Origin of the sequence: Streptococcus sp. HMSC073F11 (assembly GCF_001810785.1) — a bacterium.
GTDB lineage: Bacteria > Bacillota > Bacilli > Lactobacillales > Streptococcaceae > Streptococcus.
The window spans coordinates 38,458-63,730 of sequence record NZ_KV802691.1 but is presented as its reverse complement, the minus strand read 5'-3'; the positions used below and the strand labels follow the sequence as shown (position 1 = coordinate 63,730).

General features: G+C 37.4%; 23 protein-coding genes. 20 read left to right on the top strand and 3 right to left on the bottom strand.

The genetic code is table 11. The features are described from left to right. The first annotated feature begins 162 nt into the window (after positions 1-162). The 7 genes from HMPREF2764_RS06045 to HMPREF2764_RS06015 all read left to right on the top strand — a co-directional run bounded on the left by HMPREF2764_RS06045 (position 163) and on the right by HMPREF2764_RS06015 (position 8,365). A complete protein-coding gene (locus HMPREF2764_RS06045) occupies positions 163-819 on the top strand; it encodes a CBS domain-containing protein (protein WP_004256822.1) in 657 nt (218 codons plus the stop codon). A gap of 107 nt (positions 820-926) precedes the next feature. Further along, positions 927-2,022 (top strand): peptide chain release factor 2 gene (gene prfB, locus HMPREF2764_RS06040; protein WP_148129361.1). Its coding sequence is split into 2 segments (ribosomal slippage): positions 927-998 and positions 1,000-2,022, totalling 1,095 coding nucleotides; the frame shifts between segments, so codons are not numbered across the junction. Positions 2,023-2,039: 17 nt separating this feature from the next. Then, complete coding sequence (ftsE, locus tag HMPREF2764_RS06035; RefSeq protein ID WP_000022260.1) at positions 2,040-2,732, top strand: cell division ATP-binding protein FtsE; 693 nt, start codon at positions 2,040-2,042, stop codon at positions 2,730-2,732. Beyond that, positions 2,725-3,651 carry a permease-like cell division protein FtsX gene (ftsX, locus tag HMPREF2764_RS06030; RefSeq protein WP_000625545.1) on the top strand — a complete coding sequence of 309 codons (927 nt, stop codon included), beginning with the start codon at positions 2,725-2,727 and terminating at the stop codon, positions 3,649-3,651. Before ftsE ends, ftsX begins: the two co-directional genes overlap by 8 nt. A gap of 184 nt (positions 3,652-3,835) precedes the next feature. After that, complete coding sequence (locus HMPREF2764_RS06025) at positions 3,836-6,016, top strand: PTS transporter subunit IIBC (protein WP_083306604.1); 2,181 nt, start codon at positions 3,836-3,838, stop codon at positions 6,014-6,016. A 51-nt stretch (positions 6,017-6,067) separates the two neighbouring features. Next, positions 6,068-6,883 (top strand): endonuclease/exonuclease/phosphatase family protein, encoded by an 816-nt coding sequence (locus HMPREF2764_RS06020; protein ID WP_070527986.1) that lies wholly within the window; start codon positions 6,068-6,070, stop codon positions 6,881-6,883. Positions 6,884-7,021: 138 nt separating this feature from the next. After that, entirely contained in the window at positions 7,022-8,365 is a 1,344-nt protein-coding gene (locus tag HMPREF2764_RS06015; RefSeq protein ID WP_004238723.1) for a DEAD/DEAH box helicase, read from the top strand. A 258-nt stretch (positions 8,366-8,623) separates the two neighbouring features. On the opposite strand, the gene HMPREF2764_RS09700 is transcribed toward HMPREF2764_RS06015, so the two are convergent. Next, a complete protein-coding gene (locus HMPREF2764_RS09700) occupies positions 8,624-9,022 on the bottom strand; it encodes a hypothetical protein (protein WP_083306603.1) in 399 nt (132 codons plus the stop codon). Between the two features lie 200 nt (positions 9,023-9,222). On the opposite strand from HMPREF2764_RS09700, the gene HMPREF2764_RS06005 reads away from it, so the two are divergent. The 13 genes from HMPREF2764_RS06005 to HMPREF2764_RS05935 all read left to right on the top strand — a co-directional run bounded on the left by HMPREF2764_RS06005 (position 9,223) and on the right by HMPREF2764_RS05935 (position 23,289). After that, a complete protein-coding gene (locus HMPREF2764_RS06005; RefSeq protein ID WP_070527983.1) occupies positions 9,223-9,555 on the top strand; it encodes a LytTR family transcriptional regulator DNA-binding domain-containing protein in 333 nt (110 codons plus the stop codon). Positions 9,556-9,565: 10 nt separating this feature from the next. Beyond that, positions 9,566-10,306, top strand: a complete 741-nt coding sequence (locus tag HMPREF2764_RS06000; protein WP_060627927.1) for a response regulator transcription factor — start codon at positions 9,566-9,568, stop codon at positions 10,304-10,306. A 10-nt stretch (positions 10,307-10,316) separates the two neighbouring features. Continuing rightward, positions 10,317-11,642, top strand: coding sequence for a GHKL domain-containing protein (locus tag HMPREF2764_RS05995; protein WP_060627929.1), 1,326 nt, complete (start codon positions 10,317-10,319; stop codon positions 11,640-11,642). Between the two features lie 755 nt (positions 11,643-12,397). Beyond that, on the top strand, positions 12,398-12,562 hold the full coding sequence (locus HMPREF2764_RS05985) for a Blp family class II bacteriocin (RefSeq protein ID WP_000448735.1): 165 nt from the start codon (positions 12,398-12,400) through the stop codon (positions 12,560-12,562). Between the two features lie 60 nt (positions 12,563-12,622). Beyond that, positions 12,623-13,015 carry a hypothetical protein gene (locus HMPREF2764_RS05980; RefSeq protein ID WP_070527977.1) on the top strand — a complete coding sequence of 131 codons (393 nt, stop codon included), beginning with the start codon at positions 12,623-12,625 and terminating at the stop codon, positions 13,013-13,015. Between the two features lie 1,277 nt (positions 13,016-14,292). Next, on the top strand, positions 14,293-14,592 hold the full coding sequence (locus tag HMPREF2764_RS05970; RefSeq protein ID WP_070527974.1) for a bacteriocin immunity family protein: 300 nt from the start codon (positions 14,293-14,295) through the stop codon (positions 14,590-14,592). 793 nt (positions 14,593-15,385) lie between these two features. Continuing rightward, entirely contained in the window at positions 15,386-16,576 is a 1,191-nt protein-coding gene (metK, locus tag HMPREF2764_RS05965) for a methionine adenosyltransferase (protein WP_070527971.1), read from the top strand. A gap of 87 nt (positions 16,577-16,663) precedes the next feature. Continuing rightward, on the top strand, positions 16,664-18,055 hold the full coding sequence (gene pgdA / locus HMPREF2764_RS05960) for a peptidoglycan-N-acetylglucosamine deacetylase PgdA (protein WP_070527968.1): 1,392 nt from the start codon (positions 16,664-16,666) through the stop codon (positions 18,053-18,055). A gap of 76 nt (positions 18,056-18,131) precedes the next feature. Continuing rightward, on the top strand, positions 18,132-18,974 hold the full coding sequence (locus tag HMPREF2764_RS05955) for an aldo/keto reductase (protein WP_070527965.1): 843 nt from the start codon (positions 18,132-18,134) through the stop codon (positions 18,972-18,974). A 268-nt stretch (positions 18,975-19,242) separates the two neighbouring features. Further along, positions 19,243-19,614: a GFA family protein gene (locus HMPREF2764_RS05950; RefSeq protein ID WP_070527961.1), complete on the top strand. Its 372-nt coding sequence runs from the start codon at positions 19,243-19,245 to the stop codon at positions 19,612-19,614. 210 nt (positions 19,615-19,824) lie between these two features. After that, positions 19,825-20,742: a glycine--tRNA ligase subunit alpha gene (gene glyQ / locus HMPREF2764_RS05945; protein WP_000038733.1), complete on the top strand. Its 918-nt coding sequence runs from the start codon at positions 19,825-19,827 to the stop codon at positions 20,740-20,742. A gap of 211 nt (positions 20,743-20,953) precedes the next feature. Continuing rightward, positions 20,954-22,990: a glycine--tRNA ligase subunit beta gene (glyS, locus tag HMPREF2764_RS05940; RefSeq protein ID WP_070527958.1), complete on the top strand. Its 2,037-nt coding sequence runs from the start codon at positions 20,954-20,956 to the stop codon at positions 22,988-22,990. A gap of 41 nt (positions 22,991-23,031) precedes the next feature. Beyond that, positions 23,032-23,289, top strand: a complete 258-nt coding sequence (locus HMPREF2764_RS05935; RefSeq protein ID WP_000371291.1) for a DUF896 family protein — start codon at positions 23,032-23,034, stop codon at positions 23,287-23,289. Between the two features lie 81 nt (positions 23,290-23,370). On the opposite strand, the gene HMPREF2764_RS05930 is transcribed toward HMPREF2764_RS05935, so the two are convergent. Then, the gene (locus HMPREF2764_RS05930) at positions 23,371-24,615 is read right to left on the bottom strand and encodes an NAD(P)H-dependent oxidoreductase (protein ID WP_070527955.1); all 1,245 of its coding nucleotides are present in this window, start codon (positions 24,613-24,615) and stop codon (positions 23,371-23,373) included. 18 nt (positions 24,616-24,633) lie between these two features. Next, complete coding sequence (locus tag HMPREF2764_RS05925) at positions 24,634-25,239, bottom strand: NADPH-dependent FMN reductase (protein ID WP_000915951.1); 606 nt, start codon at positions 25,237-25,239, stop codon at positions 24,634-24,636. Positions 25,240-25,273 lie beyond the last annotated feature (34 nt).

The following is a 25,273-nucleotide window of genomic DNA, read 5'->3' as shown; positions in this document are numbered from 1 at the left end:
ATGGAATGAAACGTTTCTTACATTCATTCAGAGGGCTCGATTTCAGAGCTCTTTTTGCTAGCTTATTCATACTTTTCTGAATTTTGAAAAAGAAATGTAAGCGTTTGATAGATTTACAAAAAGATTGTATAATAGGGATAAGAATAGAAAAGGAGAAGTCTCATGGCAGTTAAAGATTTTATGACCCGCAAGGTAGTTTATATTAGTCCAGATACAACAGTATCTCATGCAGCAGATTTGATGAGAGAGCAAGGGTTGCACCGCTTGCCTGTTATCGAAAATGATCAATTGGTTGGTTTGGTAACTGAGGGAACCATTGCCCAAGCTAGTCCATCCAAAGCAACAAGTCTTTCTATCTATGAGATGAATTATCTTCTAAATAAGACAAAAGTAAAAGATGTGATGATTCGTGATGTTGTCACTGTTTCAGGCTATGCGAGTCTAGAGGATGCAACTTATCTGATGTTGAAAAACAAGATTGGTATTCTTCCTGTCGTAGATAACCATCAAGTCTATGGGGTTATTACGGACCGTGACGTTTTCCAAGCCTTTCTTGAAATCGCAGGTTATGGCGAAGAAGGGATTCGTGTACGCTTTGTTACGGAAAATGAAGTTGGTGTACTCGGAAAGATTGTTTCTTTGATTGTAGAAGAAAATTTGAATATCTCGCATACAGTCAATATTCCGCGTAAGGATGGTAAGGTGATTATCGAAGTTCAAATCGATGGATCAATTGATTTACCAGCCTTGAAAGAAAAATTTGAATCAGAGAATATTCAAGTAGAAGAGATTACTCGTACCTCAGCAAAAGTCTTGTAAGAAGGGAAGCCGAAAGGCTTCTTTTTACGTGTAATAAGGAATTAGAGCAAAAGATGGAAAGAAATGATAAAATATGCTATAATGAAATAATGTAAAAAGGAGTATTTATGGACATTTCAGTAATTCGTCAGAAAATTGACGCAAATCGTGAAAAATTAGCTTCTTTCAGGGGGTCTCTTTGACCTCGAAGGTTTAGAGGAAGAGATTGCCATCTTGGAAAACAAGATGACAGAACCTGATTTTTGGAACGATAATATTGCGGCCCAAAAAACGTCGCAAGAATTAAATGAATTAAAAAACACCTATAACACCTTCCACAAAATGGAAGAGTTGCAGGATGAAGTCGAAATTTTATTAGACTTTTTAGCTGAAGATGAGTCGGTTCATGAAGAATTGGTAACGCAGTTATCCGAACTTGATAAGATGATGACCAGTTACGAGATGACCTTGCTCTTGTCAGAACCTTATGACCATAATAATGCGATTTTAGAAATCCATCCAGGATCCGGTGGTACTGAGGCTCAGGACTGGGGTGATATGTTGCTTCGTATGTACACTCGCTATGGAAATGCTAAAGGCTTTAAAGTGGAAGTATTGGATTACCAAGCAGGAGATGAAGCTGGTATCAAGTCAGTAACCTTATCTTTTGAAGGACCTAATGCCTATGGTCTTCTCAAGTCAGAAATGGGTGTACACCGTTTGGTACGAATTTCACCATTTGACTCTGCTAAACGTCGCCACACCTCTTTCACATCTGTAGAAGTGATGCCAGAATTGGATGATACTATTGAAGTAGAAATCCGTGAAGATGATATCAAGATGGATACTTTCCGTTCAGGTGGTGCTGGTGGACAAAACGTCAACAAGGTTTCCACAGGTGTGCGTTTGACACACATTCCTACGGGAACTGTCGTTCAGTCAACAGTCGATCGTACCCAGTATGGAAATAGAGATCGTGCCATGAAGATGTTGCAGGCTAAGCTCTATCAAATGGAGCAAGAAAAGAAAGCTGCGGAAGTCGATTCCCTCAAGGGTGAGAAGAAGGAAATCACATGGGGAAGTCAAATTCGTTCATATGTCTTCACACCTTATACTATGGTAAAAGACCATCGAACTAGTTTTGAAGTTACGCAGGTAGATAAGGTTATGGATGGAGACCTAGATGGTTTTATCGATGCTTATCTCAAGTGGCGAATCAGCTAAGATAGAAAGGAACTCACATGTCAATCATTGAAATGAGAGATGTCGTCAAAAAATACGACAACGGAACGACTGCCCTACGTGGTGTTTCGGTCAGCATTCAACCAGGAGAATTTGCCTATATCGTAGGTCCGTCAGGAGCTGGGAAATCAACCTTTATTCGTTCTTTGTATCGCGAAGTAAAAATCGAAAAAGGAAGTTTATCTGTTGCTGGTTTTAATCTAGTTAAAATAAAAAAGAAAGATGTCCCTCTCCTACGTCGTAGTGTTGGGGTTGTCTTCCAAGATTATAAACTGTTACCAAAGAAAACCGTTTATGAAAATATTGCCTATGCAATGGAGGTAATTGGAGAAAGTCGCCGTAATATCAAAAAACGTGTTATGGAAGTCTTAGACTTGGTTGGATTGAAGCATAAGGTTCGTTCTTTCCCAAATGAACTTTCAGGGGGAGAACAGCAACGGATTGCAATTGCACGCGCCATTGTAAACAATCCAAAAGTATTGATTGCGGACGAACCAACAGGAAACTTGGACCCAGATAATTCATGGGAAATTATGAACTTGCTGGAACGCATCAATCTCCAAGGTACAACTGTCTTGATGGCTACCCACAACAGTCAGATTGTAAATACCTTGCGCCACCGTGTCATTGCCATTGAAAATGGCCGTGTCGTTCGTGACGAAGCTAAAGGAGAATATGGATACGATGATTAGTAGATTTTTTCGTCATTTATTTGAATCGTTAAAAAGTTTGAAACGAAATGGCTGGATGACAGTAGCTGCTGTTAGTTCAGTTATGATTACTTTGACCTTGGTTGCAATATTTGCATCTGTTATCTTTAATACGGCTAAACTAGCTACAGATATCGAAAATAATGTCCGAGTAATGGTATACATTCGTAAGGACGTAGCTGATAATAGTGAGACGATTGAAAAAGAAGGTCAAACTGTTACAAATAACGACTACCATAAGGTATATGATGCTTTGAAAGGTATGTCAACCGTTAAAAGTGTTACGTTTTCAAGTAAAGAAGAACAATATGAAAAATTAACCGAGACAATGGGGGACAACTGGAAAATCTTTGAAGGCGATGCCAATCCTCTCTATGATGCATATATCGTTGATACAAATACACCAAGTGATGTAAAGACAGTAGCAGAAGAGGCTAAAAAAATCGAAGGTGTATCAGAAGTTCAAGATGGTGGTGCTAATACAGAACGCTTGTTTAAGTTAGCCTCATTTATTCGTGTCTGGGGACTAGTTATCGCTGGATTATTGATTTTCATTGCGGTGTTCTTGATTTCTAATACTATACGTATCACCATCATTTCACGAAGCCGTGAAATTCAAATCATGCGTTTAGTAGGTGCTAAGAACGGCTATATCCGCGGACCTTTCTTGCTTGAAGGTGCCTTCATAGGTTTGCTTGGAGCAACACTTCCATCAGTTTTGGTATTTATTGTGTATAAAATGGTTTACCAATCGGTTAATAAGTCATTGGTTGGTCAGAACCTTTCAATGATATCACCAGAAGTATTCAGTCCACTGATGATTGCCTTATTATTTGTGATTGGAATTTTTATCGGTTCAATCGGATCAGGAATTTCAATGCGCCGATTCCTGAAAATCTAAAATAAAATAGAAGTATATTTGAGGAGATTTTAATATCTCCTTTTTTACTACAAAAATTTTAGAAAAAAGTCTACTTTTTTTTATAAAAGCCTTTACAAAAAAAATTAAAGTGGTATAATTGAATTATAGAAAGTGCAAACGTTTTCGTAAAACGTTTGCCTAAATAAAAATAAAGGAGATTTGAATGATGAAAGATACATTCAAAAATGTCTTGTCTTTCGAGTTTTGGCAAAAATTCGGTAAGGCTTTGATGGTGGTTATCGCGGTTATGCCGGCTGCTGGTTTGATGATTTCAATCGGTAAGTCTATCGTGATGATTAACCCAACCTTTGCACCACTTGTTATTACTGGTGGTGTACTAGAACAAATCGGTTGGGGGGTTATCGTTAACCTTCATATCTTGTTCGCCCTAGCCATTGGAGGTAGCTGGGCTAAAGAACGTGCTGGTGGTGCTTTCGCCGCTGGTCTTGCCTTCATCTTGATTAACCGTATCACTGGTACAATCTTTGGCGTATCAGGCGATATGTTGAAAAATCCAGATGCTATGGTAACAACTCTCTTTGGTGGATCAATCAAAGTTGCTGATTACTTCATTAGTGTTATGGAAGCCCCAGCACTTAACATGGGTGTGTTCGTAGGGATTATCTCAGGTTTTATTGGAGCAACTGCTTACAACAAATACTACAACTTCCGTAAGCTTCCTGATGCACTTTCATTCTTTAACGGAAAACGTTTTGTACCGTTTGTAGTTATTCTTCGTTCAATAATTGCTGCAATTGTACTTGCTGCTTTCTGGCCAGTAGTTCAAACAGGTATCAATAGCTTTGGTATCTGGATTGCTAACTCACAAGAAACTGCTCCAATCCTTGCACCATTCTTGTATGGTACATTGGAACGTTTGCTCTTACCATTTGGTCTTCACCACATGTTGACTATCCCAATGAACTACACAGCTCTTGGTGGTACTTATGAGGTCTTAACTGGTGCAGCAAAAGGTAGCCAAGTATTTGGTCAAGACCCACTATGGCTTGCATGGGTAACAGACCTTGTTAACCTTAAAGGTACAGATGCAAGTCACTACCAACAATTGTTAGATACTGTTCACCCAGCTCGTTTCAAAGTTGGACAAATGATCGGTTCATTCGGTATCTTGATGGGTGTGATCGTTGCTATCTACCGTAATGTCGATGCTGATAAGAAACATCAATATAAAGGTATGATGATTGCGACAGCTCTTGCAACATTCTTGACAGGGGTTACTGAACCAATCGAATACATGTTCATGTTTGTAGCAACACCTATGTATCTTGTTTACTCACTTGTTCAAGGTGCTGCCTTCGCTATGGCTGACGTAGTAAACCTACGTGTCCACTCATTCGGTTCAATTGAATTCTTGACTCGTACACCACTAGCAATTAATGCTGGTATTGGTATGGATATCGTTAACTTTATCTGGGTAACTGTTCTCTTTGCCGTAATCATGTACTTTATCGCAAACTTCATGATTCAAAAATTCAACTACGCAACTCCAGGACGTAACGGAAATTACGAAACTGCTGAAGGTTCAGAAGAAGCTAGTAGCGAAGTGAAAGTTGCAGCAGGCTCTCAAGCTGTAAACATTATTAACCTTCTTGGTGGACGTGCAAACATCGTTGATGTTGATGCATGTATGACTCGTCTTCGTGTAACTGTAAAAGATGCTGACAAAGTCGGTGATGCAGAACAATGGAAAGCAGAAGGAGCTATGGGTCTTGTCATGAAAGGACAAGGAGTTCAAGCTATCTACGGTCCAAAAGCAGACGTATTGAAATCTGATATCCAAGATATTCTTGATTCAGGTGAAATCATTCCTGAAACTCTTCCAAGTCAAATGACAGAAGCACAACAAAACACTGTACACTACAAAGGTGTAACAGAGGAAGTTTACTCAGTAGCAGACGGTCAAGTTGTTGCTTTGGAACAAGTGAAAGATCCAGTATTTGCTCAAAAAATGATGGGCGACGGATTTGCTGTAGAACCTGCAAATGGAAACATTGTATCTCCAGTTTCAGGTACTGTATCAAGCATCTTCCCTACAAAACATGCTCTGGGTCTTGTAACTGAAGCAGGTCTTGAAGTACTTGTTCACATTGGTTTGGACACAGTAAGTCTTGAAGGAAAACCATTTACTGTTCATGTAGCTGAAGGACAAAAAGTTGCAGCAGGTGACCTTCTTGTCACAGCTGACTTGGATGCTATCCGTGCAGCAGGTCGTGAAACTACTACAGTAGTTGTCTTCACAAATGGTGATGCAATTAAATCAGTTAAATTAGAAAAAACAGGTTCTCTTGCAGCTAAAACAGCAGTTGCTAAAGTAGAATTGTAATATACTTGAGGTTGGAAGCTGTATTCCAACCTCTTATTTTGGGAGAAAAGAATGAAATTTTTAACACTCAATACTCATAGCTGGATGGAAAAAGAAGCTGAGGAAAAATTCCAGCTCTTGCTTGAAGATATTCTTGATAAAGACTATGATTTGATATGTTTCCAAGAAATCAATCAGGAGATTACTTCGCTAGAGGTGGAGGTTAATGACCTTTATCAAGCTTTGCCAGCTGCTGAACCTATTCACCAAGACCATTATGTTAGACTTTTGGTTGAAAAGTTGTCTGAGCAAGGAAAAGATTACTACTGGACTTGGGCCTATAACCATATCGGTTATGACCGCTACCATGAAGGTGTAGCTATCTTGTCTAAAACACCTATTGAAGCCAGAGAAATTTTAGTTTCAGATGTGGATGATCCAACAGACTATCATACACGCCGTGTTGCCTTGGCTGAAACTGTAGTTGATGGTAAGGAACTTGCAGTTGCCAGTGTCCACCTTTCTTGGTGGGATAAAGGTTTCCAAGAAGAATGGGCACGATTTGAAGCTGTCTTGAAAGAACTAAACAAGCCACTTTTGCTGGCTGGAGATTTCAACAACCCAGCTGGTCAGGAAGGTTACCAAGCTATTTTAGCTAGTCCATTAGGCTTACAAGACGCATTTGAAGTTGCTCAAGATAAAAGTGGTAGCTATACTGTTCCACCAGAAATTGATGGATGGAAGGGGAACACTGAACCCCTTCGAATCGACTATGTTTTTACTACCAAGGAGTTAGCGGTGGAAAATTTACATGTCGTATTTGATGGTAACAAGAGTCCACAAGTGAGTGATCACTATGGCTTGAATGCTATTTTAAACTGGAAATAATGACTGAAAAGAGGTTGGGATTCACAAATTCCAGCCTTTTTTACTAGAGAAGCTACTAGAAATAGCCTAAATAAGTGAGACTACTGAAATGGAATAAAATATGGTATAATTGATAGGATAGATAGAATCGAGGATATTATGTCATTTACGAAATTTCAATTTAAAAAATATATTAGTGAAGCCTTGGAGGAGTTGAAATTTACAACTCCAACAGAGGTGCAAGACAAGTTGATTCCTATTGTTTTGACAGGTCGTGACCTAGTCGGTGAATCAAAAACAGGTTCGGGTAAGACTCACACTTTCCTATTGCCGATTTTCCAGCAATTAGATGAAGCCGACGATAGTGTTCAAGCAGTCATTACTGCACCGAGCCGTGAATTAGCTACTCAAATTTACCAAGCAGCCCGTCAGATTGCAGCCCACTCAGATGTCGAAGTTCGTGTGGTTAATTATGTGGGTGGTACGGATAAGGCTCGCCAGATTGACAAATTGGCAAGTAACCAGCCTCATATTGTTATCGGAACGCCTGGCCGTATTTATGACTTAGTTAAGTCTGGTGACCTAGCTATTCACAAGGCTAAGACCTTTGTGGTCGATGAGGCAGATATGACCTTGGATATGGGATTCTTGGAAACTGTTGATAAGATTGCTGGAAGCCTTCCAAAAGACTTGCAATTCATGGTCTTCTCAGCGACTATCCCACAAAAACTGCAACCATTCTTGAAAAAATACTTGTCAAATCCTGTTATGGAGAAAATCAAGACCAAAACGGTCATTTCTGATACCATTGATAATTGGTTGATTTCTACAAAGGGACGTGACAAGAATGCTCAAATTTACCAGTTAACTCAGTTGATGCAACCGTATTTGGCAATGATTTTTGTTAACACTAAAATGCGTGCTGATGAATTGCATTCATATCTGACTGCTCAAGGCTTGAAGGTAGCGAAGATTCATGGAGATATTGCCCCTCGTGAACGCAAGCGTATCATGAACCAGGTGAAAAATCTGGATTTTGAGTACATTGTCGCAACAGACTTGGCAGCGCGTGGGATTGACATTGAAGGTGTCAGCCATGTCATCAATGATGCCATTCCGCAAGATTTATCTTTCTTTGTTCACCGTGTTGGTCGTACTGGAAGAAATGGCCTACCAGGTACAGCTATTACCCTTTACCAACCCAGTGATGACTCGGATATCCGTGAGTTGGAGAAATTGGGAATCAAGTTTACTCCTAAAATGGTCAAAGACGGGGAATTTCAAGATACTTATGACCGTGATCGTCGTGCCAACCGTGAGAAAAAACAAGATAAACTTGATATCGAAATGATTGGTTTGGTTAAAAAGAAAAAGAAAAAAGTCAAACCAGGTTATAAGAAGAAAATTCAATGGGCGGTTGATGAAAAACGCCGCAAGACCAAGCGCGCTGAAAATCGCGCACGTGGTCGTGCAGAGCGTAAAGCAAAACGCCAAACATTTTAATAGAAAAAGTTGGAGTACTGAGCTCCAACTTTTTCTATTATGTGACTGAAAGTCACATAATAAACTAGCTCATATCAATAAAATAGTAGAGGTTCCAATCAATCTCAATAACTCAGCAAAAATAAGACTGACAAAATATGACTGCTTTAAGATGGCACTAAAATTTGCTATCAAACTGGAGCATGTGGAGGAAGAAATCAAAATTCTATGATGTAACGGAATATAAAGTTATAAGACTTGGAACTTTATTTCATAGACTTAATCACTCTTATCCTTCTTAAATTCATAGAGCTCTTCCAAGTAAAAATGAATTTTATCTTTAATATATTTTAATGATTTATTATTAGTTATGTCTATAACACCAAACACACTATAGTGGTTTCGATAAAGCTCATCATAATCAATTTGACTGCCTATGATGATAACTTCTGATTTTTTTGAACTAAATTGGATAGATTTTAAATAGAGTTTCATTTTTTTAGATGTTAGGGACCTTGATTTTATGATAAAATAAGTAGAAGATTTATATTTGTGGTTAATCTTATGCCCTTGTAGAATTTTTGTATTTTTGAATGTTTTATTAAAGAAATAATATTTTAAATACAGAGATAAAATATATCCAAATAAAGAATAGTGTAAAATTTGAATTGCCTTCATAGCTTTCCTTTCATTAGATATTAGTTTATCAAATAAAGAAAGATTAATATTATTGAGATACTAAAAAGTATCTATTTTATCATGAAATGTCTAAATTAAAAAAATTTTTACCATTTGAGATAGTATAGAAACCATTTGAGATTTTTATAATTTAATTTCCATCATTCTGATAAGATTAAACTGATAGAAGGAGGCTAAATATGAAAGACTACATTTTATATCAAGATAGAGCTATAGTAAAGGTATCACTCTCTAAAATTTATTATGTTACAACTCACCCTACAAAAGCTCATGCTGTTCTTTTTGTAACAGCCGAAGGGAATTTTGAAGCTTCAACCTCACTAGCTAAAATCGAAGAGGAAAGTTCAGAAGAACTTATTAGATGCCATAGAAAGTTTCTTGTGAATAAAGATAAAATAGCAGGATTTAATCATGAGACAAGAACGATTATGTTTTTGGATGATAGAGTATCAGACATTGCTTGTTCTAGAAGACACTTTACAATATTAAAAAATCAGTGGAAAAATATATAGGAGTGAAGTAGTGAATATTTTTATACTAGAAGATAATTTTTTACAACAGACTAGAATTGAAAATGTTGTCAAAAAAATTTTGGTGGATAATAAGATTGAGTATAGGCATTTTGAGGTTTATGGAAAACCTCAACAGCTTTTAGAGGACATTTCAGAGAGAGGAAATCATCAATTATTTTTACTTGATATTGAAATAAAAGATGCTGACAAAAGAGGATTAGACGTTGCTAGAGAAATTAGAAAACTTGATTCTCAAGCAGTGATTGCTTTTGTAACATCACATTCTGAGTTTATGCCTGTATCTTTTGAATATTTAGTATCAGCTATTGATTTCATTGATAAAGAATTACCTGAACCATTATTTATCAAACGAATTGAAAATGTTATTTTAAGTGTTAGCGATAATCAAGGAATAACAGTATCTGAGGACTCTTTTATATTTACAGGATCTAAAGCTCAAATTCAAGTCCCTTTTAAAGATTTATTGTATATTGAGACATCGTCAATAGCCCATAAATTGACACTCTATTCAAAACGAGACATAGTTGAATTTTATGGACAATTATCCGAAATCATAGAACAGGAACCACGCTTATTTCAATGTCATAGATCGTTTATCGTAAATCCTTATAATATTTCTTCAATTGATAAAGAAAATCGGGTAGTTCATTTTCAAAACGGGTCCTCTTGTATTGTCTCTAGGTTAAAGATACGTTCACTCATGAAAGCTGTCGAAAGACTTCATGACTAAGGAGATTTAGATGATATTTTTTCTAGATATTATAGGTACTTTTCTAATGTTATGTATCCATGCTAGAGTTTTAGGTGAGAGATTAAATCTGAAAAAAATCGGAATATCCATTATTCTGTTCTATCTTTCAATATTACTATTTGTTTTTGTATTTGGATCAACAGAATTTTATTTTTACGGGTCATTATTGAGTTATCCCACTTTTTTTATACTATATACTTTGTCCATTGGTGAATTAAGAAGTAAGGTTTCTTTACTACTTTTTTACTCACTATTTCCACTTGGATTTTGGGATGTCATCAAAAACTTTTTAGGTTACTTTGTAATTTATAAGATTCCCATATTGCAAACTATATATGAAACAAATCTAGGAATAATGATTTTCTCTTTACTAGCTAAAATTATTGTGTTATTCCTTATTAGTATCTTTCAATATAATTTTAGTCATTTAAAAATAAAGAACTTAGATAGAAAGACAAAATTTATCTTAATTACTGCGGATATTTTAATGATTGCTTATTTTATCTTACCGCCTTATATAAACTACATTGATAAAGTAAGTTGGGATGGAATGTTGGATTATAAAGAATTATTGACAGCAGTTTACTTTTTATTGTTTATTTGTTTTGTTAATCTATTGGATAGAAAGTTACTTCAAGAATTACAGGAGAAAGTCGTTCTACAAAAAGAAATTCAATTGCAAAATCTTAGTAATTATAGTCAACAAGTTGAGGGGCTGTATCAAGAAATTAGAAGCTTTAGACATGATTATGCTAATATTTTATCGAGCTTAAAAATAGGTATCGATCAAAAAGATATTAATTTGGTTTCTCAAGTCTATGATAGCGTTTTGAAAAATTCTGGTGAAAAATTAAAAGGCAAGCGTTTTGATGTAGCACATCTAAGAAATATCAATGATTTGGCGCTAAAGAGTTTACTATTATCTAAGTTATCGGAGGCCCAAAACTTATCTGTTCCAGTCTCCCTGGAGATTAGTGAACAGTTCTCTATAAAAAATATGGAACAAATTGACTTCTTAACAATTACTTCTATCTTGTTAGATAATGCTATAGAGTCCGCAGCAGAAGGAGGAATAGCAGTTTGTTTTCTTGAGGATACAGAATGGAATAAATTAGTCATGATTGTAAAAAATTCTACTTTAGAAAGAGAGATAGAATTGAGAGATATATTCAAGCGTGACAATTCTTCAAAAGGAGTAGGTCGGGGTATAGGCTTGGCCAATGTTCGGAGAATTTTAAAATCTTATCCAAATGTATGTTTGAAAACCACAAGTAAAAATTATGTCTTTACACAGATCTTGGAAATAGAACTTTAAAAGAGTCGCCATTCTTAGGATATTCTATAGAATATTTTAAGGGGGACTCTTTTGTTATGACTTTATATACATTATTTTTTAGCTAGTTCCTACAAATGAGCTAGGAAATAGTCATAACAATAAAACTGGGCAAAAAAGCTAGAGTGACGACTTTACAATATCTAGCAGCGATTTGTGGAATAAATTTTAAAATGGTTTATTTTTAATCTCGAAAGGTTACAAATCATGAAAAAATACGTTTCGTGATGAAAAAAGTACATTTAAAGACTTTGAGGTAAAAATTTCTTCTTTCCTGCTATACTGAACTTGTCAAGATTATAATCTCATAAAAAACATCTATTATACAGGATGTAATCATCGTGGAATCAAAAACAACAACTTATTTAAAATAGTTTTAAAAAAAGAAGAGGTGCTAATATGTTAAATGAAACTATGATTCAGCTTATACTCATTGCAATTTGTTGTGTGTACATTATTTTTAACACTAAGGCTGATAAAAACCCAAAGAGAGGATATCGTACAGCTTTGTACCTTTTCGTTATGGCTGGTATTATATCCTATATTATGAACTATCTAAATTGGTTAGATTTTTTCTTATTGATAACTCCGATAATGTGTCTATTTGAATTTGAAGATAAGTGGAGTTAGCAACATGTATATAGTTTGTGGTAAAAATCGATTTTGTTCTGCTATACTGAACTTGTCAAGGTTATAATCTGACAAAAATAATAAAAATTAATATGGAGGTATTCCCCATGGAAACAAAGACAACGATTCAATTTGATGTTTTGGATACCGAAATGTTGGCTAGTATTGAGGGAGGAACAGCTAGTGCAGGGGAAGTTTGCACATTAGCAGGAGCAATGATTGGTAGTTTGGTTGCACCAAGAGCTGGAACTTGGGCTGGAGGTGTTTTATGAGCACAATATTGTACAGCTATATGGGCTATCGCTAGATTTTTATAGAAAAGGGGTTAGTTGATGGAAAGTGGTGAATTTAGGCTAATTTTAGCTCTTTTTATATCTTTTTTTATAATAGGTGCGATTGGAATAGTTCTAAATGTTCCAATAAGCGAAGTTTTAGTTCTTTCTGTAGGCAGTGTGTTTTTTGAGTTGCTGATTCACTTATTAACGCATAATAAGAAGAGAGGAAACATTAGTTTTGAACTATGCTTTAATCGATACAAGCAATTTATTAAAAAGATTTTAGCACCTACATTTTTTCTGTTACTATTATCAATTATTTTTGTCGTTATAGATGGTTATAAGTCGTCATCTGTATTATTTTATACTCATATATTTGTAGTGTTATTCACAGTAGTATACATTATTTGCTCGAATAATATCGAATTACATATTTCAAAAAAAGAATGAGTTAACGTTTTAATTATAGTATATAATAATAAATTATTTTGAGACATAGTAGTAAAGTGATTGAGCTATAGATATGATGAGGATGGAAATATGGAGATTGTTATAATGAACATAGTTAATTATCTCTTGCTAAAGATTGAATGGATAGTAAGTAATATCTTTATAAAAATGAGCATACTTTGGATGCTTATTTGGTTTCTATACTATTTAAAGAGTGATTTAGCAATGTATTTCTTGTTTTTTGGAAATGGCTTTTTATTATTGCTAATAATTTTTCGATTTGCACTGTATCAAATTAAACTAGTAATGCAGAATGATATTAACTAATTATGTCTAAATCATATTTTGGGTAATCAGATTATAATCATTCTGGACTTTTTCAAGACTTTTTGATAACTCCGATAATGTGTCTATTTAAATTTGAAGATAAGTGGAGTTAGCAACATGTAAATACTTTGTGATAAAAATCGATTTTGTTTTGCTATACTGAACTTGTCAAGGTTATAATCTGACAAAAGATTTCTATTATATACGAGATATTCATCATGGATACAAAAACAATAGAACAAGTTAATGTGCTCAAAGTTGATGCTCTTTCTATTATTGTGTTGAAGGAGGTAAAAATGATTTGGGTTGTATTTCAGGTATGGCAGGGATGACTGAAATAGACTTTTTCTACGCTGGAGCTGCTGGTGCTGCGATTCTAGGTAGTGATACAGCTATGCGAGTTTGCTAAAAAGAGAGGATGGACAATGAATAGTTCAATGAGTCAGTTTTCAATTCTAAAAAACAGTGATTTACAAGAGTACTCTGGTGGATTAAATCCTACTTGTGGAGTATGAGTTGGTATGTCAATTTATATAGGTCTAACTGCATTTACTGGTCTTGTTGGTGTTACATTTGCGATTTCAACAGGCGGGCTAGCGGCAGGTAGTTTTTGTTTATAACGAGAAAAGTAATTAGTATATTTTACATTATTTCTCTAGGAGTCTTGTCTTTACTAAAGTCACAAGATATTGTTGATATCATAGCCACTCTACTATTAATTTGTATAGGTTTAAAAGGAATAAACCAAAAGGGAATTTTATAAGGTTGTGATGACGATACTTTTTCGCCTCATTACATGTTTGGACAATGTTTCATCTGTTAATTTCCAAATTGAGAATGGGGATATTGTAACTAAGTGTGATTTTGAGTTAACTAAAGATGTCATGGCTAATGGTTGGATATCATCATTGGGTAGGAGCTATTGTCTTTCAGGTTATAGAGGATAATTTATGGATAAGAGAACAGAAGAAATTCTCAATAAGGTTTACAATTTGATTTTAGATACAGAGATTCATAAAAATGAACGAGATATTTTATTACGTTATAAAACTCTGTTAGAGAATACAAAAAATGAGCAGAGAGTTGTCATGGAGTTGTCAGAAGCTCTTCGTCAGCAGGCTGTTAGTGGGATTCATAGTCACAAATCAATGAGCCCAAAGGTTGCGACATTTTATAAAGAAATTGCCACATATGGAGAATTGAGTAAAAATCTAGCTCAAGGATTGATATCTTTTGGTATAACGAGATAAGGAAAAATGAGCAGAAAAACTTACCAAGTTTGTAACAAGATAAAAAATTAATATAAATGTAAGGAAATATTCGTGATGAATACAAAGGTGAAACGATTTGAAGTAATGGATGAAGCAATGCTATCCAGCATTGAAGGTGAACTCTCATGCTTTGAGAAGGTATTGTTTCTTTAAGAGGATATGGTGGAGCTATTATAGGCTTTTGGATAGGAACTGAATTTTTTTTCTACGAAATAGAAAGTTGAGGTATAAATGAAGCAGCGTTTAATAATTGCAATTAGTTTTATAATGACTGGGATAGTCATTAACATTTTATTCGAATCAAATACTATTATTCATAAATTTATTGCTATATTAGGTCTGAGTATGTATTATAGAGGTGTTTCTAGAGAGTATAAAAAATATTAAAAGCAATTCAGATTTTGATTTAATTCTGTATATAACAGGATTAAATCCTTTTTGTTTTATGAGAACGAACTATCTATACAGAAACACTACATTATAGACTGCAAATTGAGTTTAAAAATGGTATAATGGTAAAGTTATATAGTCCCGATAAGATGGTAGAAATTTCTATTTTTTCTTGCGAGTCGCAATTCGCAAAGAATGACGGCTCAAAAGTCGTTCGTCATTCTACGGTTGCCGCTATAAGGCGGTCACCCTATGCGCCTTACTAGCTTCAGAAATAAAAAAGTATCGTTTTTATTTCTTACGCGTTGTAACTCTTAGAAAATGAAAATACCTATCAGTACTTTGTAACTCTATAACACTATTTTTAAGGGGGGACATTTTTATGTCAGAACGTAAATTATTCACGTCTGAATCTGTATCTGAGGGGCATCCAGATAAGATTGCAGACCAAATTTCGGATGCGATTTTGGATGCTATTTTAGCTAAAGATCCAGAGGCGCACGTTGCTGCTGAGACAGCTGTATATACTGGTTCAGTCCATGTTTTTGGTGAAATATCTACAAATGCTTATGTGGATATTAACCGTGTGGTTCGTGATACCATTGCAGAGATTGGCTACACTAATACAGAATATGGTTTTTCTGCTGAGACTGTAGGAGTACATCCATCTTTGGTGGAACAATCTCCTGACATTGCCCAAGGTGTTAACGAAGCCTTGGAGGTTCGTGGAAATGCAGATCAAGATCCGCTGGACTTAATTGGTGCTGGAGACCAAGGGCTCATGTTTGGCTTTGCAGTGGATGAAACAGAAGAGCTCATGCCATTGCCAATCTCACTCAGTCATAAATTAGTTCGTCGTTTGGCAGAACTTCGTAAGTCTGGGGAAATTAGCTATCTTCGCCCAGATGCTAAATCACAAGTTACAGTTGAGTATGATGAAAATGACCGTCCAGTACGTGTGGACACAGTTGTTATTTCAACTCAGCACGATCCAGAAGTCAGCAACGAACAAATTCACAATGATGTCATTAACAAGGTTATCAAAGAGGTTATTCCAGCTTCTTACTTGGATGAGCAAACAAAATTCTTCATCAATCCTACTGGTCGTTTTGTAATCGGTGGACCTCAAGGGGACTCAGGTTTGACTGGTCGTAAGATTATCGTGGATACTTATGGTGGCTACTCCCGTCACGGTGGTGGTGCTTTCTCTGGTAAAGATGCGACTAAGGTGGACCGTTCTGCGTCATATGCGGCTCGCTATATTGCAAAGAATATCGTTGCAGCAGGTCTTGCTAAGAAAGCAGAAGTGCAATTGGCTTACGCTATCGGTGTTGCGCAGCCTGTCTCTGTTCGTATCGATACCTTTGGTACAGGAAGAGTAGCTGAAAGCAAGCTTGAAAAAGCAGCCCGTCAAATCTTTGACCTTCGCCCTGCAGGAATTATCCAAATGCTGGACCTCAAGCGCCCAATTTACCGTCAAACAGCGGCTTATGGACACATGGGACGTACAGATATTGACCTTCCATGGGAACGTTTGGACAAGGTAGATGCTTTGAAAGAAGCAGTAAAATAAGATTTTAAGAGGGAGTTCCCCTCTTTTTAATATACTATTTCCTCTAAAATAATTGAAATTATAGCCTGAATTTGATATGATATCTCTATGGATAAAAGTAGAGCAAAACGTGTTGAGCACGATAAAAAGAGAATCGGTTTAATAGCCCTGGTAGCTATCTTTTCGGTAAGTATTTGCGTCCTTGGTTCAATGATTGGATACAAAGTATATACAAAGCAAAGTTTTGAACAAAGAATTGAATCTCTCAAAAAAGAGAAAGATGATCAATTAAGTGAGGGAAATCAGAAAGATCATTTTCGTAAGGGACAAGCAGAAGTAATTGCCTATTATCCTCTCCAAGGGGAGCAAGTGATTTCATCTGTACAAGAAATCATGACAAAGGATATTAAGGAAAATCTGGAAGACAAAGAAAATCTGGTTTTTTATTATACGGAGAAACAGGATTCGACTTTAAAAGGGATTGTCAACCGAAGTGTGATGAAACAAGTCTATGATTTAACTTCTTCAAAAGTTGAAGAGACTGAAAAAACTAGTCTGGCAAAAGTACATTTGACAGAAGATGGTAAACCTTTTACACTTGATCAATTATTTTCAGATGCTAGTAAGGCCAAAGAGAAACTGATAAAAGAACTGACTTCTTTTTTACAGGATAAGAAATTGGAGCAAGAAAAGATCGATCAAGTTGTTAAAGGCTTCTCTGACCAAGACTTGTCTGCATGGAATTTTGATTACAAGGATAGTCAGATTATCCTTTATCCAAGTCAGTCAGTTGAAAATCTAGACGAGATTGCCTTGCCAGTATCTAGTTTCTTTGAAGTTATTCAGTCCTCTTATCTATTAGATAAGGATGCAGAGCTATATAAGGCTTATTATGAAAAGAAAAATCGTAAAGTAGTGGCCTTGACTTTTGATGATGGACCAAATCCTACGACGACAAATCAAGCATTAGATACTCTTTCCAAGTATGGTATCAAGGCAACTTTCTTTGTTTTAGGTAAGAATGTTTCTGGTAATGAAGAGATTTTGAAACGCATGAAATCGGATGGACATGTCATTGGAAACCATAGTTGGAGTCATCCAGTGCTTTCAAAACTTTCCCTTGATGAAGCTAAAAAACAAATTACTGATACTGAGGATGCGCTAACTAAAGTGTTGGGTTCTAGTTCCAAACTCATGCGTCCACCTTATGGAGCCATTACAGACGACATTCGCAATAGCTTAGATTTGAGTTTTATTATGTGGGATGTAGATAGTCTGGACTGGAAGAGTAAAAATGAAGCATCTATTTTGACAGAAATTCAGCGTGAAGTCAAGAATGGTTCTATTATTCTCATGCATGATATCCATGCTGAAACAGTGAATGCTCTGCCGAAGGTTATTGACTATTTGAAAGGGCAAGGTTATGACTTTGTTACCGTACCAGATTTGTTAGACTCTCGTCTTAAAGCTCATCAGCTCTATTACGACCGCAATCAATAATACACAAAATCTAAAGAGAAAAGTTTTCCTTGAAAATTTGGCTCTTTGGATTTTCTTCTCATAGAAAGGAAAAATAATGAAATCTTATACTTTAAACAATGGTGTTACAATTCCAGTACTGGGATTTGGAACCTGGAAAGCTGAAAATGGAGAGATTGCCTACAAAGCAGTTTTAGAGGCTTTAAAGGTAGGTTATCGCCATATCGATACGGCAGCGATTTATAAAAATGAAGAAAGCGTTGGTCGTGCCATTCAAGATAGTGGCGTTCCGCGTGAGGAAATTTTTGTAACCAGCAAACTCTGGAATACAAATCACAACTATGAGCAAACTCGTCAGGCTTTTGAAGAGTCTTTAGAGAAGCTGGGCTTGGAATATTTGGATTTGTATTTGATTCATTGGCCAAATCCAAAACCGCTCAGAGAAAATAACCACTGGAAAATCCGAAATTCAGAAGTTTGGAGAGCTATGGAAGACCTCTATCAAGAAGGCAAAATCCGTGCTATTGGAGTTAGTAATTTCCTTCCCCATCATTTGGATGCCTTGCTTGAAACAGCAACTATCGTTCCAGCGGTCAATCAAGTTCGTTTGGCTCCAGGTGTGTATCAAGAGGAAGTCGTAGATTACTGTCGAGAAAAAGGAATTTTATTGGAAGCTTGGGGACCTTTTGGTCAGGGAGAACTGTTTGATAGCAAGCAAGTACAAGAAATCGCAGCAAATCACGGAAAGTCTGTTGCTCAGATAGCCTTGACCTGGAGCTTGGCAGAAGGATTTTTACCACTTCCGAAATCTGTTACAGCATCGCGGATTCAGGCTAATCTTGATTGTTTTGGAATTGAATTGAGTCATGAAGAAAGGGAAACCTTAAAAACAATAGCTGTTCAGTCGGGTGCTCCACGAGTTGATGATATGGATTTCTAGAAAATCATAAAAAGAATTGTACATTGTTCCAATTTTTGATATAATAGTCTGCAGGAAAGAAAGTCTTATGGCGTTCTTCAAGCGAGCTTGGGATAGTGGGAGCCAAGTAGGGCAAAATAAAGTGCTGGCGCTTTCTGTAGTATTTTCAAAAACAATGAAGTAATAAATTAGGGTGGAACCGCGTTTCTGACGCCCCTAGTCGCAAGGCTTGGGTGTTGAAATTCGGTTCTTTTTGAATTCGTCTAATGCCTAAGTAGAAAGGAGCATAATGCTTAAAGGATCTTGTTTATGTAAAGCAGTGACCTACACTCTAGATGAGGAATTATCGGAATTAGTTTTTTGTCATTGCTCATTTTGTCGGAAAGCAACTGCGTCTGCCTATACAGTTAATGCTAAAGTTAGCAGTGAAAAGCTAGTATTGTATGGAAGAGAAAAGCTTGTTTCCTATAGTTCTTCTCCAGGAAAACAGCGTTATTACTGCCAGAACTGTCATAGTCAAATTTTCACTGTTCAAGAAAATATACCAGAAGTCTGTGCTTTGAAATTAGGTACAATAGATGAATGCGATCAGAATTTACAAACTGTTCCTAAACGTCATATTTTTCAGGACCCAGCCTTTTCTTGGTTGCTTGATAAATAAATCTAAGAAGATAATATAAATTAAAGGAGAAAACAATGTCTAAAAAATTGACTTTCCACTGCGTCAGTGGTAGAAACCTCCTTACAGTCGGACTGCCCCACGCTCAGCACTATGGTGTTGAGCTTGACGCAGTACTAACTCGTCTTGCCTCGTATAATCGACGAGGCAGACTCGTGTCGCAAGAAATCATTTTTTATTAAGGAGTATTCAATGTCTAAGAAATTAACATTTCAAGAAATTATTTTGACTTTGCAACAATTTTGGAATGACCAAGGTTGTATGCTTATGCAGGCTTATGACAATGAGAAAGGTGCGGGAACCATGAGTCCTTACACTTTCCTTCGTGCTATCGGACCTGAGCCATGGAATGCGGCTTACGTAGAGCCATCACGTCGTCCTGCTGACGGTCGTTACGGAGAAAATCCTAACCGTCTTTACCAACACCACCAATTCCAGGTGGTCATGAAGCCATCTCCATCAAACATCCAAGAACTTTACCTTGAGTCTTTGGAAAAATTGGGAATCAATCCTTTGGAACACGATATTCGTTTCGTTGAGGACAACTGGGAAAACCCATCAACTGGTTCAGCTGGTCTTGGTTGGGAAGTTTGGCTTGATGGGATGGAAATTACTCAGTTCACTTATTTCCAACAAGTCGGTGGATTGGCAACTGGCCCTGTGACTGCGGAAGTTACCTATGGTTTGGAGCGCTTGGCTTCTTATATTCAAGAAGTAGACTCTGTCTATGATATAGAGTGGGCTGATGGTGTAAAATACGGAGAAATCTTTATTCAGCCTGAGTATGAGCACTCAAAATATTCGTTTGAAATTTCTGACCAAGAAATGTTGCTGGAAAACTTTGATAAGTTTGAAAAAGAAGCTGGTCGTGCCTTGGAAGAAGGATTGGTACACCCTGCCTATGACTATGTTCTCAAATGTTCACATACCTTTAACCTGCTTGATGCGCGTGGTGCCGTATCTGTAACAGAGCGCGCAGGCTATATCGCTCGTATCCGTAACTTGGCCCGTGTTGTAGCTAAAACTTTTGTCGCAGAACGCAAACGCCTAGGTTACCCACTTTTGGATGAAGCAACACGAGCTAAACTCCTAGCAGAAGACGCAGAATAAAGAGAGTGACAAATTACGAAATTGGGCGAACGGAGTGAGCCCTGTTCCAGTTGCCGCAGTGATGAAGGTATCCTTAGTGAAGCTAAGGATACTAGGCAAAATTGGAGACTTTCGACTCCAATTTTAGCAATGAAACAACGAAGTTGGTTGCTTGCGTGCCAATCACATAAGGCAAACTGGAAAATAAAAAGATATTTTTCGGAGAAAAAACATGACAAAAAACTTATTAGTAGAACTCGGTCTTGAAGAATTACCAGCCTATGTTGTCACACCAAGTGAAAAACAACTAGGTGAAAAAATGGCGGCCTTCCTCAAGGAAAACCGCCTGTCCTTTGAAGCCATTCAAACCTTCTCAACACCACGTCGTTTGGCTGTTCGTGTGACTGGGCTTGCAGACAAACAGTCTGATTTGACAGAAGATTTCAAGGGGCCAGCAAAGAAAATTGCCTTGGATGGTGATGGAAACTTCACCAAAGCAGCTCAAGGATTTGTCCGTGGGAAAGGCTTGACGGTTGAAGATATTGAATTCCGTGAAATCAAGGGTGAAGAATACGTCTATGTTACCAAGGAAGAAGTGGGTAAACCAGTTGAAGCCATTGTTCCTGGTGTTGTAGATGTCTTGAAGTCCTTGACTTTCCCAGTCAGCATGCACTGGGCTAACAACACCTTTGAATACATCCGCCCCGTACACACTTTAACTGTTCTTTTAGATGAAGAAGAATTTGATTTGAATTTTCTTGATATCAAGGGCGGTCGTGTAAGCCGTGGCCATCGTTTCTTGGGACAAGAAACCAAGATTCAGTCAGCAGTGAGCTATGAAGAAGCTCTTCGTGAACAGTTTGTAATCGCGGATCCACGTGAACGTGAGCAAATGATTGTTGACCAAATCAAAGAAATCGAGGCAAAACATGGTGTAGGCATCGAAATTGATGCCGATTTGCTCAACGAAGTCTTGAACTTGGTTGAATACCCAACTGCCTTTATGGGAAGTTTTGACGCCAAATACCTTGAAGTGCCAGAAGAGGTCTTGGTGACTTCGATGAAGGAACACCAACGTTACTTCGTTGTTCGTGATCAAGATGGTAAACTCTTGCCAAACTTCATTTCAGTCCGTAACGGAAACGCAGAGCATTTGGAAAATGTCATCAAGGGAAATGAAAAAGTCTTGGTTGCCCGCTTGGAAGACGGAGAATTCTTCTGGCGTGAAGACCAAAAATTGCTTATCTCAGACCTAGTCGAAAAATTAAACAATGTCACCTTCCACGAAAAGATTGGTTCCCTTCGTGAACACATGATTCGTACGGGGCAGATTGCCATTCTCTTGGCAGAAAAAGCTGGTTTGTCAGTGGATGAAACTCTTGACCTAGCGCGTGCAGCAGCCATTTACAAGTTTGACTTGTTGACAGGTATGGTTGGCGAGTTTGATGAACTCCAAGGAATTATGGGTGAGAAATATGCTCTTCTTGCTGGAGAAACTCCAGCAGTTGCGGCCGCTATTCGTGAACACTACATGCCGACAGCTGCTGAAGGCGAACTTCCAGAGAGCAAGGTTGGAGCCATTCTAGCCATTGCAGACAAATTGGATACGATTTTGAGTTTCTTCTCAGTAGGCTTGATTCCATCAGGTTCTAATGACCCTTATGCCCTTCGTCGTGCGACTCAAGGTGTAGTCCGTATCTTGGATGCTTTTGGTTGGCACATTGCTATGGATGAGTTGATCGATAGCCTTTACAGTTTGAAATTTGACAGCTTGACTTATGAAAATAAAGCAGAGGTTATGGACTTTATCAAGGCTCGTGTTGATAAGATGATGGGGTCAACTCCGAAAGACATCAAGGAAGCAGTCCTTGCAAGTTCGAACTTTGTTGTGGCAGATATGCTAGAAGCAGCAAGTGCTCTTGTCGAAGCAAGCAAGAAAGAAGATTTTAAATCGTCTGTTGAATCCCTCTCCCGTGCCTTCAACTTGGCTGAGAAGGCAGAAGGTTCTGACACGGTTGATCCTGCTCTCTTTGAGAATGAAGAAGAGAAAGCTTTGGCGGAGGCAGTAGAATCATTAGTTTTATCAGGAACTGCAAGCCAGCAATTAGAACAACTCTTTGCACTTAGTCCAGTTATTGATGCATTCTTTGAGAATACCATGGTAATGGCTGAAGATCAGACTGTTCGACAAAATCGTTTGGCTATCTTGTCGCAATTAACCAAGAAAGCAGCTAAACTTGCACGTTTCAACCAAATCAATACTAAATAAACTCAGTCAAACGAACTGTATCTTATCACAAAGGAGAAGAAATGGACCCGAAAAAAATCGCTCGTATCAACGAGCTTGCCAAAAAGAAAAAAACAGAAGGCTTAACTTCTGCTGAAAAAGTGGAACAAGCTAAACTTCGTGAGGAGTACATCGAAGGCTATCGTCGTTCTGTTCGCCACCACATTGAAGGAATCAAAATTGTGGACGAAGAAGGCAATGACGTTACACCAGAAAAACTACGCCAAGTACAACGTGAAAAAGGTTTACACGGCCGTAGTTTAGATGATCCTAACTCATAAAACGAAAGGGGTTTGTAGATGATTTACAAGCCTCTTTTCTGTTGCAATTAAAAAGGAGCCAAGTGGCTCCTTTTTGATTTCTTAGTTACTTGCACCAGAAGTAGCGTCTGCGCCACCACCGTGGCCTCCAGCGTCACCTGAATCAGAAGCGCCAGAAGTAGCATCAGCATCTCCATGTCCTCCAGCAGCAGGAGCAAATGGTCCGCTACCACCTACCAAACGTTGACCCGTTTCTTTTAGGTACCAGTCAAGCCATGGTTGGAAGTTAAAGACGATTTCATTGATACCAGCGTATGATCCATCAGGATAGTACATTGCTTGGTAGTTGTGAGTGTTGATAACACCTGCAGGAGATCCTGGAACGATTGTACGTACGTATTCTTGGTTTCCGTTGCGAAGTGTTCCGATAACCCACTCTACATTCTTCATACGTGCTGGTGGAAGAGAACCATGCACAGTTGACATACGGCTACCTGATTGAGGTGGTACACGTTTAGCAAACATGGTGTCTGGATCTTGGTGAGCGTTATTGTAGTAGAGGAATTGGTTGTTGTCATCAGCATATGTCAATTCAAATGGCATAGCTTTCAAGAACATATCGATTTGGTTAACTGTCAGGATACCGTGGTCTAATTTGACATAGGTATCACCAGAAACAGCACCAGTGATTGCTGCAACTTTTTCTACCCATTCTGGATCGTCAGGGTCAACTTCTGTAATGGTTGTAGCAATTGGTTTTCCACAATCCAAGTCTTCTGGTTCGATTGGTTTTGGTTTTTTCAATTTCGAAACGACTCCTACGTATTTAACAAAGTTATCTAAGCAAGTTTCAAGGAATTTAACAGTTCCTTCGTTGATGATATTTCCATTGTTATCAAAAGCTTCTTTGGCTTTACCAAGAAGGAATTCATTTCCTGGAAGCGTGTAGGCATTGACACCTGGAGCGTCAAGAATCTTACGAAGGTGAACTTGGGCACGAGAAGTACCTTGGTCGTAGTAAGAAGCTCCCACAATCATGACTGGTTTGTTTTCAAATGGATGAACCTCGTATGAAAGCCATTCAAGAACTGATTTAAGAGAAGCTGAGATTGTGTGGTTGTGCTCAGGAGTAGCAATGATGACACCATCAGCACGCGTAATTCGGTTATACAAGAGACGCAATTGGAAGCTTTCGTCCCATTTTTCGTCTTGGTTAAACATTGGAACTTCATCAATTTCGAGAACTTCTAATTCAAATTTGAGTTTGAAGTGACGACGGATGAATTCCAAGAGTTTACGGTTATATGATTGATCGTAGTTTGATCCTACAAGTCCAACAAATTTCATTCTTTTTGGTCTCCTATCTTACAAATTTTCCCAGTCAAAGTCTTCAGCATCTTTGCGAAGTAGGGCTTGTGCGTTGCGCAATTTTTCTGTAATTTTTACAAAGATACGGAAGTCGTCAAAAGTGGCATCTAATTTTTTGATAACATCAAGATCCACTAGATCTCCACTTGGATTGAAGGCTTGAAGAGAATGTGAAAGCAAGAATTCATCTGGAAGGACACTTGCTTTGATTTCTGGGGCATTCAAGATTTGGCGAAGTTGTAATTGGGCACGTGATGAACCAAGCGTACCATATGAAGCACCTGTAATCATGATTGGTTTGTTCAAAAGTGGGTAAATACCATAAGACAACCAAGCAAGAGCGCTCATCAAAACAGCTGGGATAGAGTGGTCGTATTCAGGAGTACCGATAATAACACCATCTGCCTCTTCAATTTTAGCAGCAATTTCCAAGATTTCAGCAGGTACTTGCTTGTCAGCTGGTTTATTGAAGACAGGAATGTCTTTAATTTCAACAAGTTCAATTTCAGCTTTTTCAGCAAAGTGTTTTTGCATGTATTGAAGCAATTGGCGGTTTGTAGAACGTTTTGAATTTGTTCCAACAATAGCAATAAGTTTTAACATGAGATTTCCTTTCTCTTTTTACATAATACGATTT

Bases quoted from the DNA above. Each gene is read 5' to 3' on its own strand.
- HMPREF2764_RS06045 (WP_004256822.1), top strand. From the start codon at position 163: ATGGCAGTTAAAGATTTTATGACCCGCAAGGTAGTTTATATTAGTCCA.
- ftsE (WP_000022260.1), top strand. From the start codon at position 2,040: ATGTCAATCATTGAAATGAGAGATGTCGTCAAAAAATACGACAACGGA.
- ftsX (WP_000625545.1), top strand. From the start codon at position 2,725: ATGATTAGTAGATTTTTTCGTCATTTATTTGAATCGTTAAAAAGTTTG.
- HMPREF2764_RS06025 (WP_083306604.1), top strand. From the start codon at position 3,836: ATGATGAAAGATACATTCAAAAATGTCTTGTCTTTCGAGTTTTGGCAA.
- HMPREF2764_RS06020 (WP_070527986.1), top strand. From the start codon at position 6,068: ATGAAATTTTTAACACTCAATACTCATAGCTGGATGGAAAAAGAAGCT.
- HMPREF2764_RS06015 (WP_004238723.1), top strand. From the start codon at position 7,022: ATGTCATTTACGAAATTTCAATTTAAAAAATATATTAGTGAAGCCTTG.
- HMPREF2764_RS09700 (WP_083306603.1), bottom strand. From the start codon at position 9,022: ATGAAGGCAATTCAAATTTTACACTATTCTTTATTTGGATATATTTTA.
- HMPREF2764_RS06005 (WP_070527983.1), top strand. From the start codon at position 9,223: ATGAAAGACTACATTTTATATCAAGATAGAGCTATAGTAAAGGTATCA.
- HMPREF2764_RS05995 (WP_060627929.1), top strand. From the start codon at position 10,317: ATGATATTTTTTCTAGATATTATAGGTACTTTTCTAATGTTATGTATC.
- HMPREF2764_RS05985 (WP_000448735.1), top strand. From the start codon at position 12,398: ATGGAAACAAAGACAACGATTCAATTTGATGTTTTGGATACCGAAATG.
- HMPREF2764_RS05980 (WP_070527977.1), top strand. From the start codon at position 12,623: ATGGAAAGTGGTGAATTTAGGCTAATTTTAGCTCTTTTTATATCTTTT.
- HMPREF2764_RS05970 (WP_070527974.1), top strand. From the start codon at position 14,293: ATGGATAAGAGAACAGAAGAAATTCTCAATAAGGTTTACAATTTGATT.
- metK (WP_070527971.1), top strand. From the start codon at position 15,386: ATGTCAGAACGTAAATTATTCACGTCTGAATCTGTATCTGAGGGGCAT.
- pgdA (WP_070527968.1), top strand. From the start codon at position 16,664: ATGGATAAAAGTAGAGCAAAACGTGTTGAGCACGATAAAAAGAGAATC.
- HMPREF2764_RS05955 (WP_070527965.1), top strand. From the start codon at position 18,132: ATGAAATCTTATACTTTAAACAATGGTGTTACAATTCCAGTACTGGGA.
- HMPREF2764_RS05950 (WP_070527961.1), top strand. From the start codon at position 19,243: ATGCTTAAAGGATCTTGTTTATGTAAAGCAGTGACCTACACTCTAGAT.
- glyQ (WP_000038733.1), top strand. From the start codon at position 19,825: ATGTCTAAGAAATTAACATTTCAAGAAATTATTTTGACTTTGCAACAA.
- glyS (WP_070527958.1), top strand. From the start codon at position 20,954: ATGACAAAAAACTTATTAGTAGAACTCGGTCTTGAAGAATTACCAGCC.
- HMPREF2764_RS05935 (WP_000371291.1), top strand. From the start codon at position 23,032: ATGGACCCGAAAAAAATCGCTCGTATCAACGAGCTTGCCAAAAAGAAA.
- HMPREF2764_RS05930 (WP_070527955.1), bottom strand. From the start codon at position 24,615: ATGAAATTTGTTGGACTTGTAGGATCAAACTACGATCAATCATATAAC.
- HMPREF2764_RS05925 (WP_000915951.1), bottom strand. From the start codon at position 25,239: ATGTTAAAACTTATTGCTATTGTTGGAACAAATTCAAAACGTTCTACA.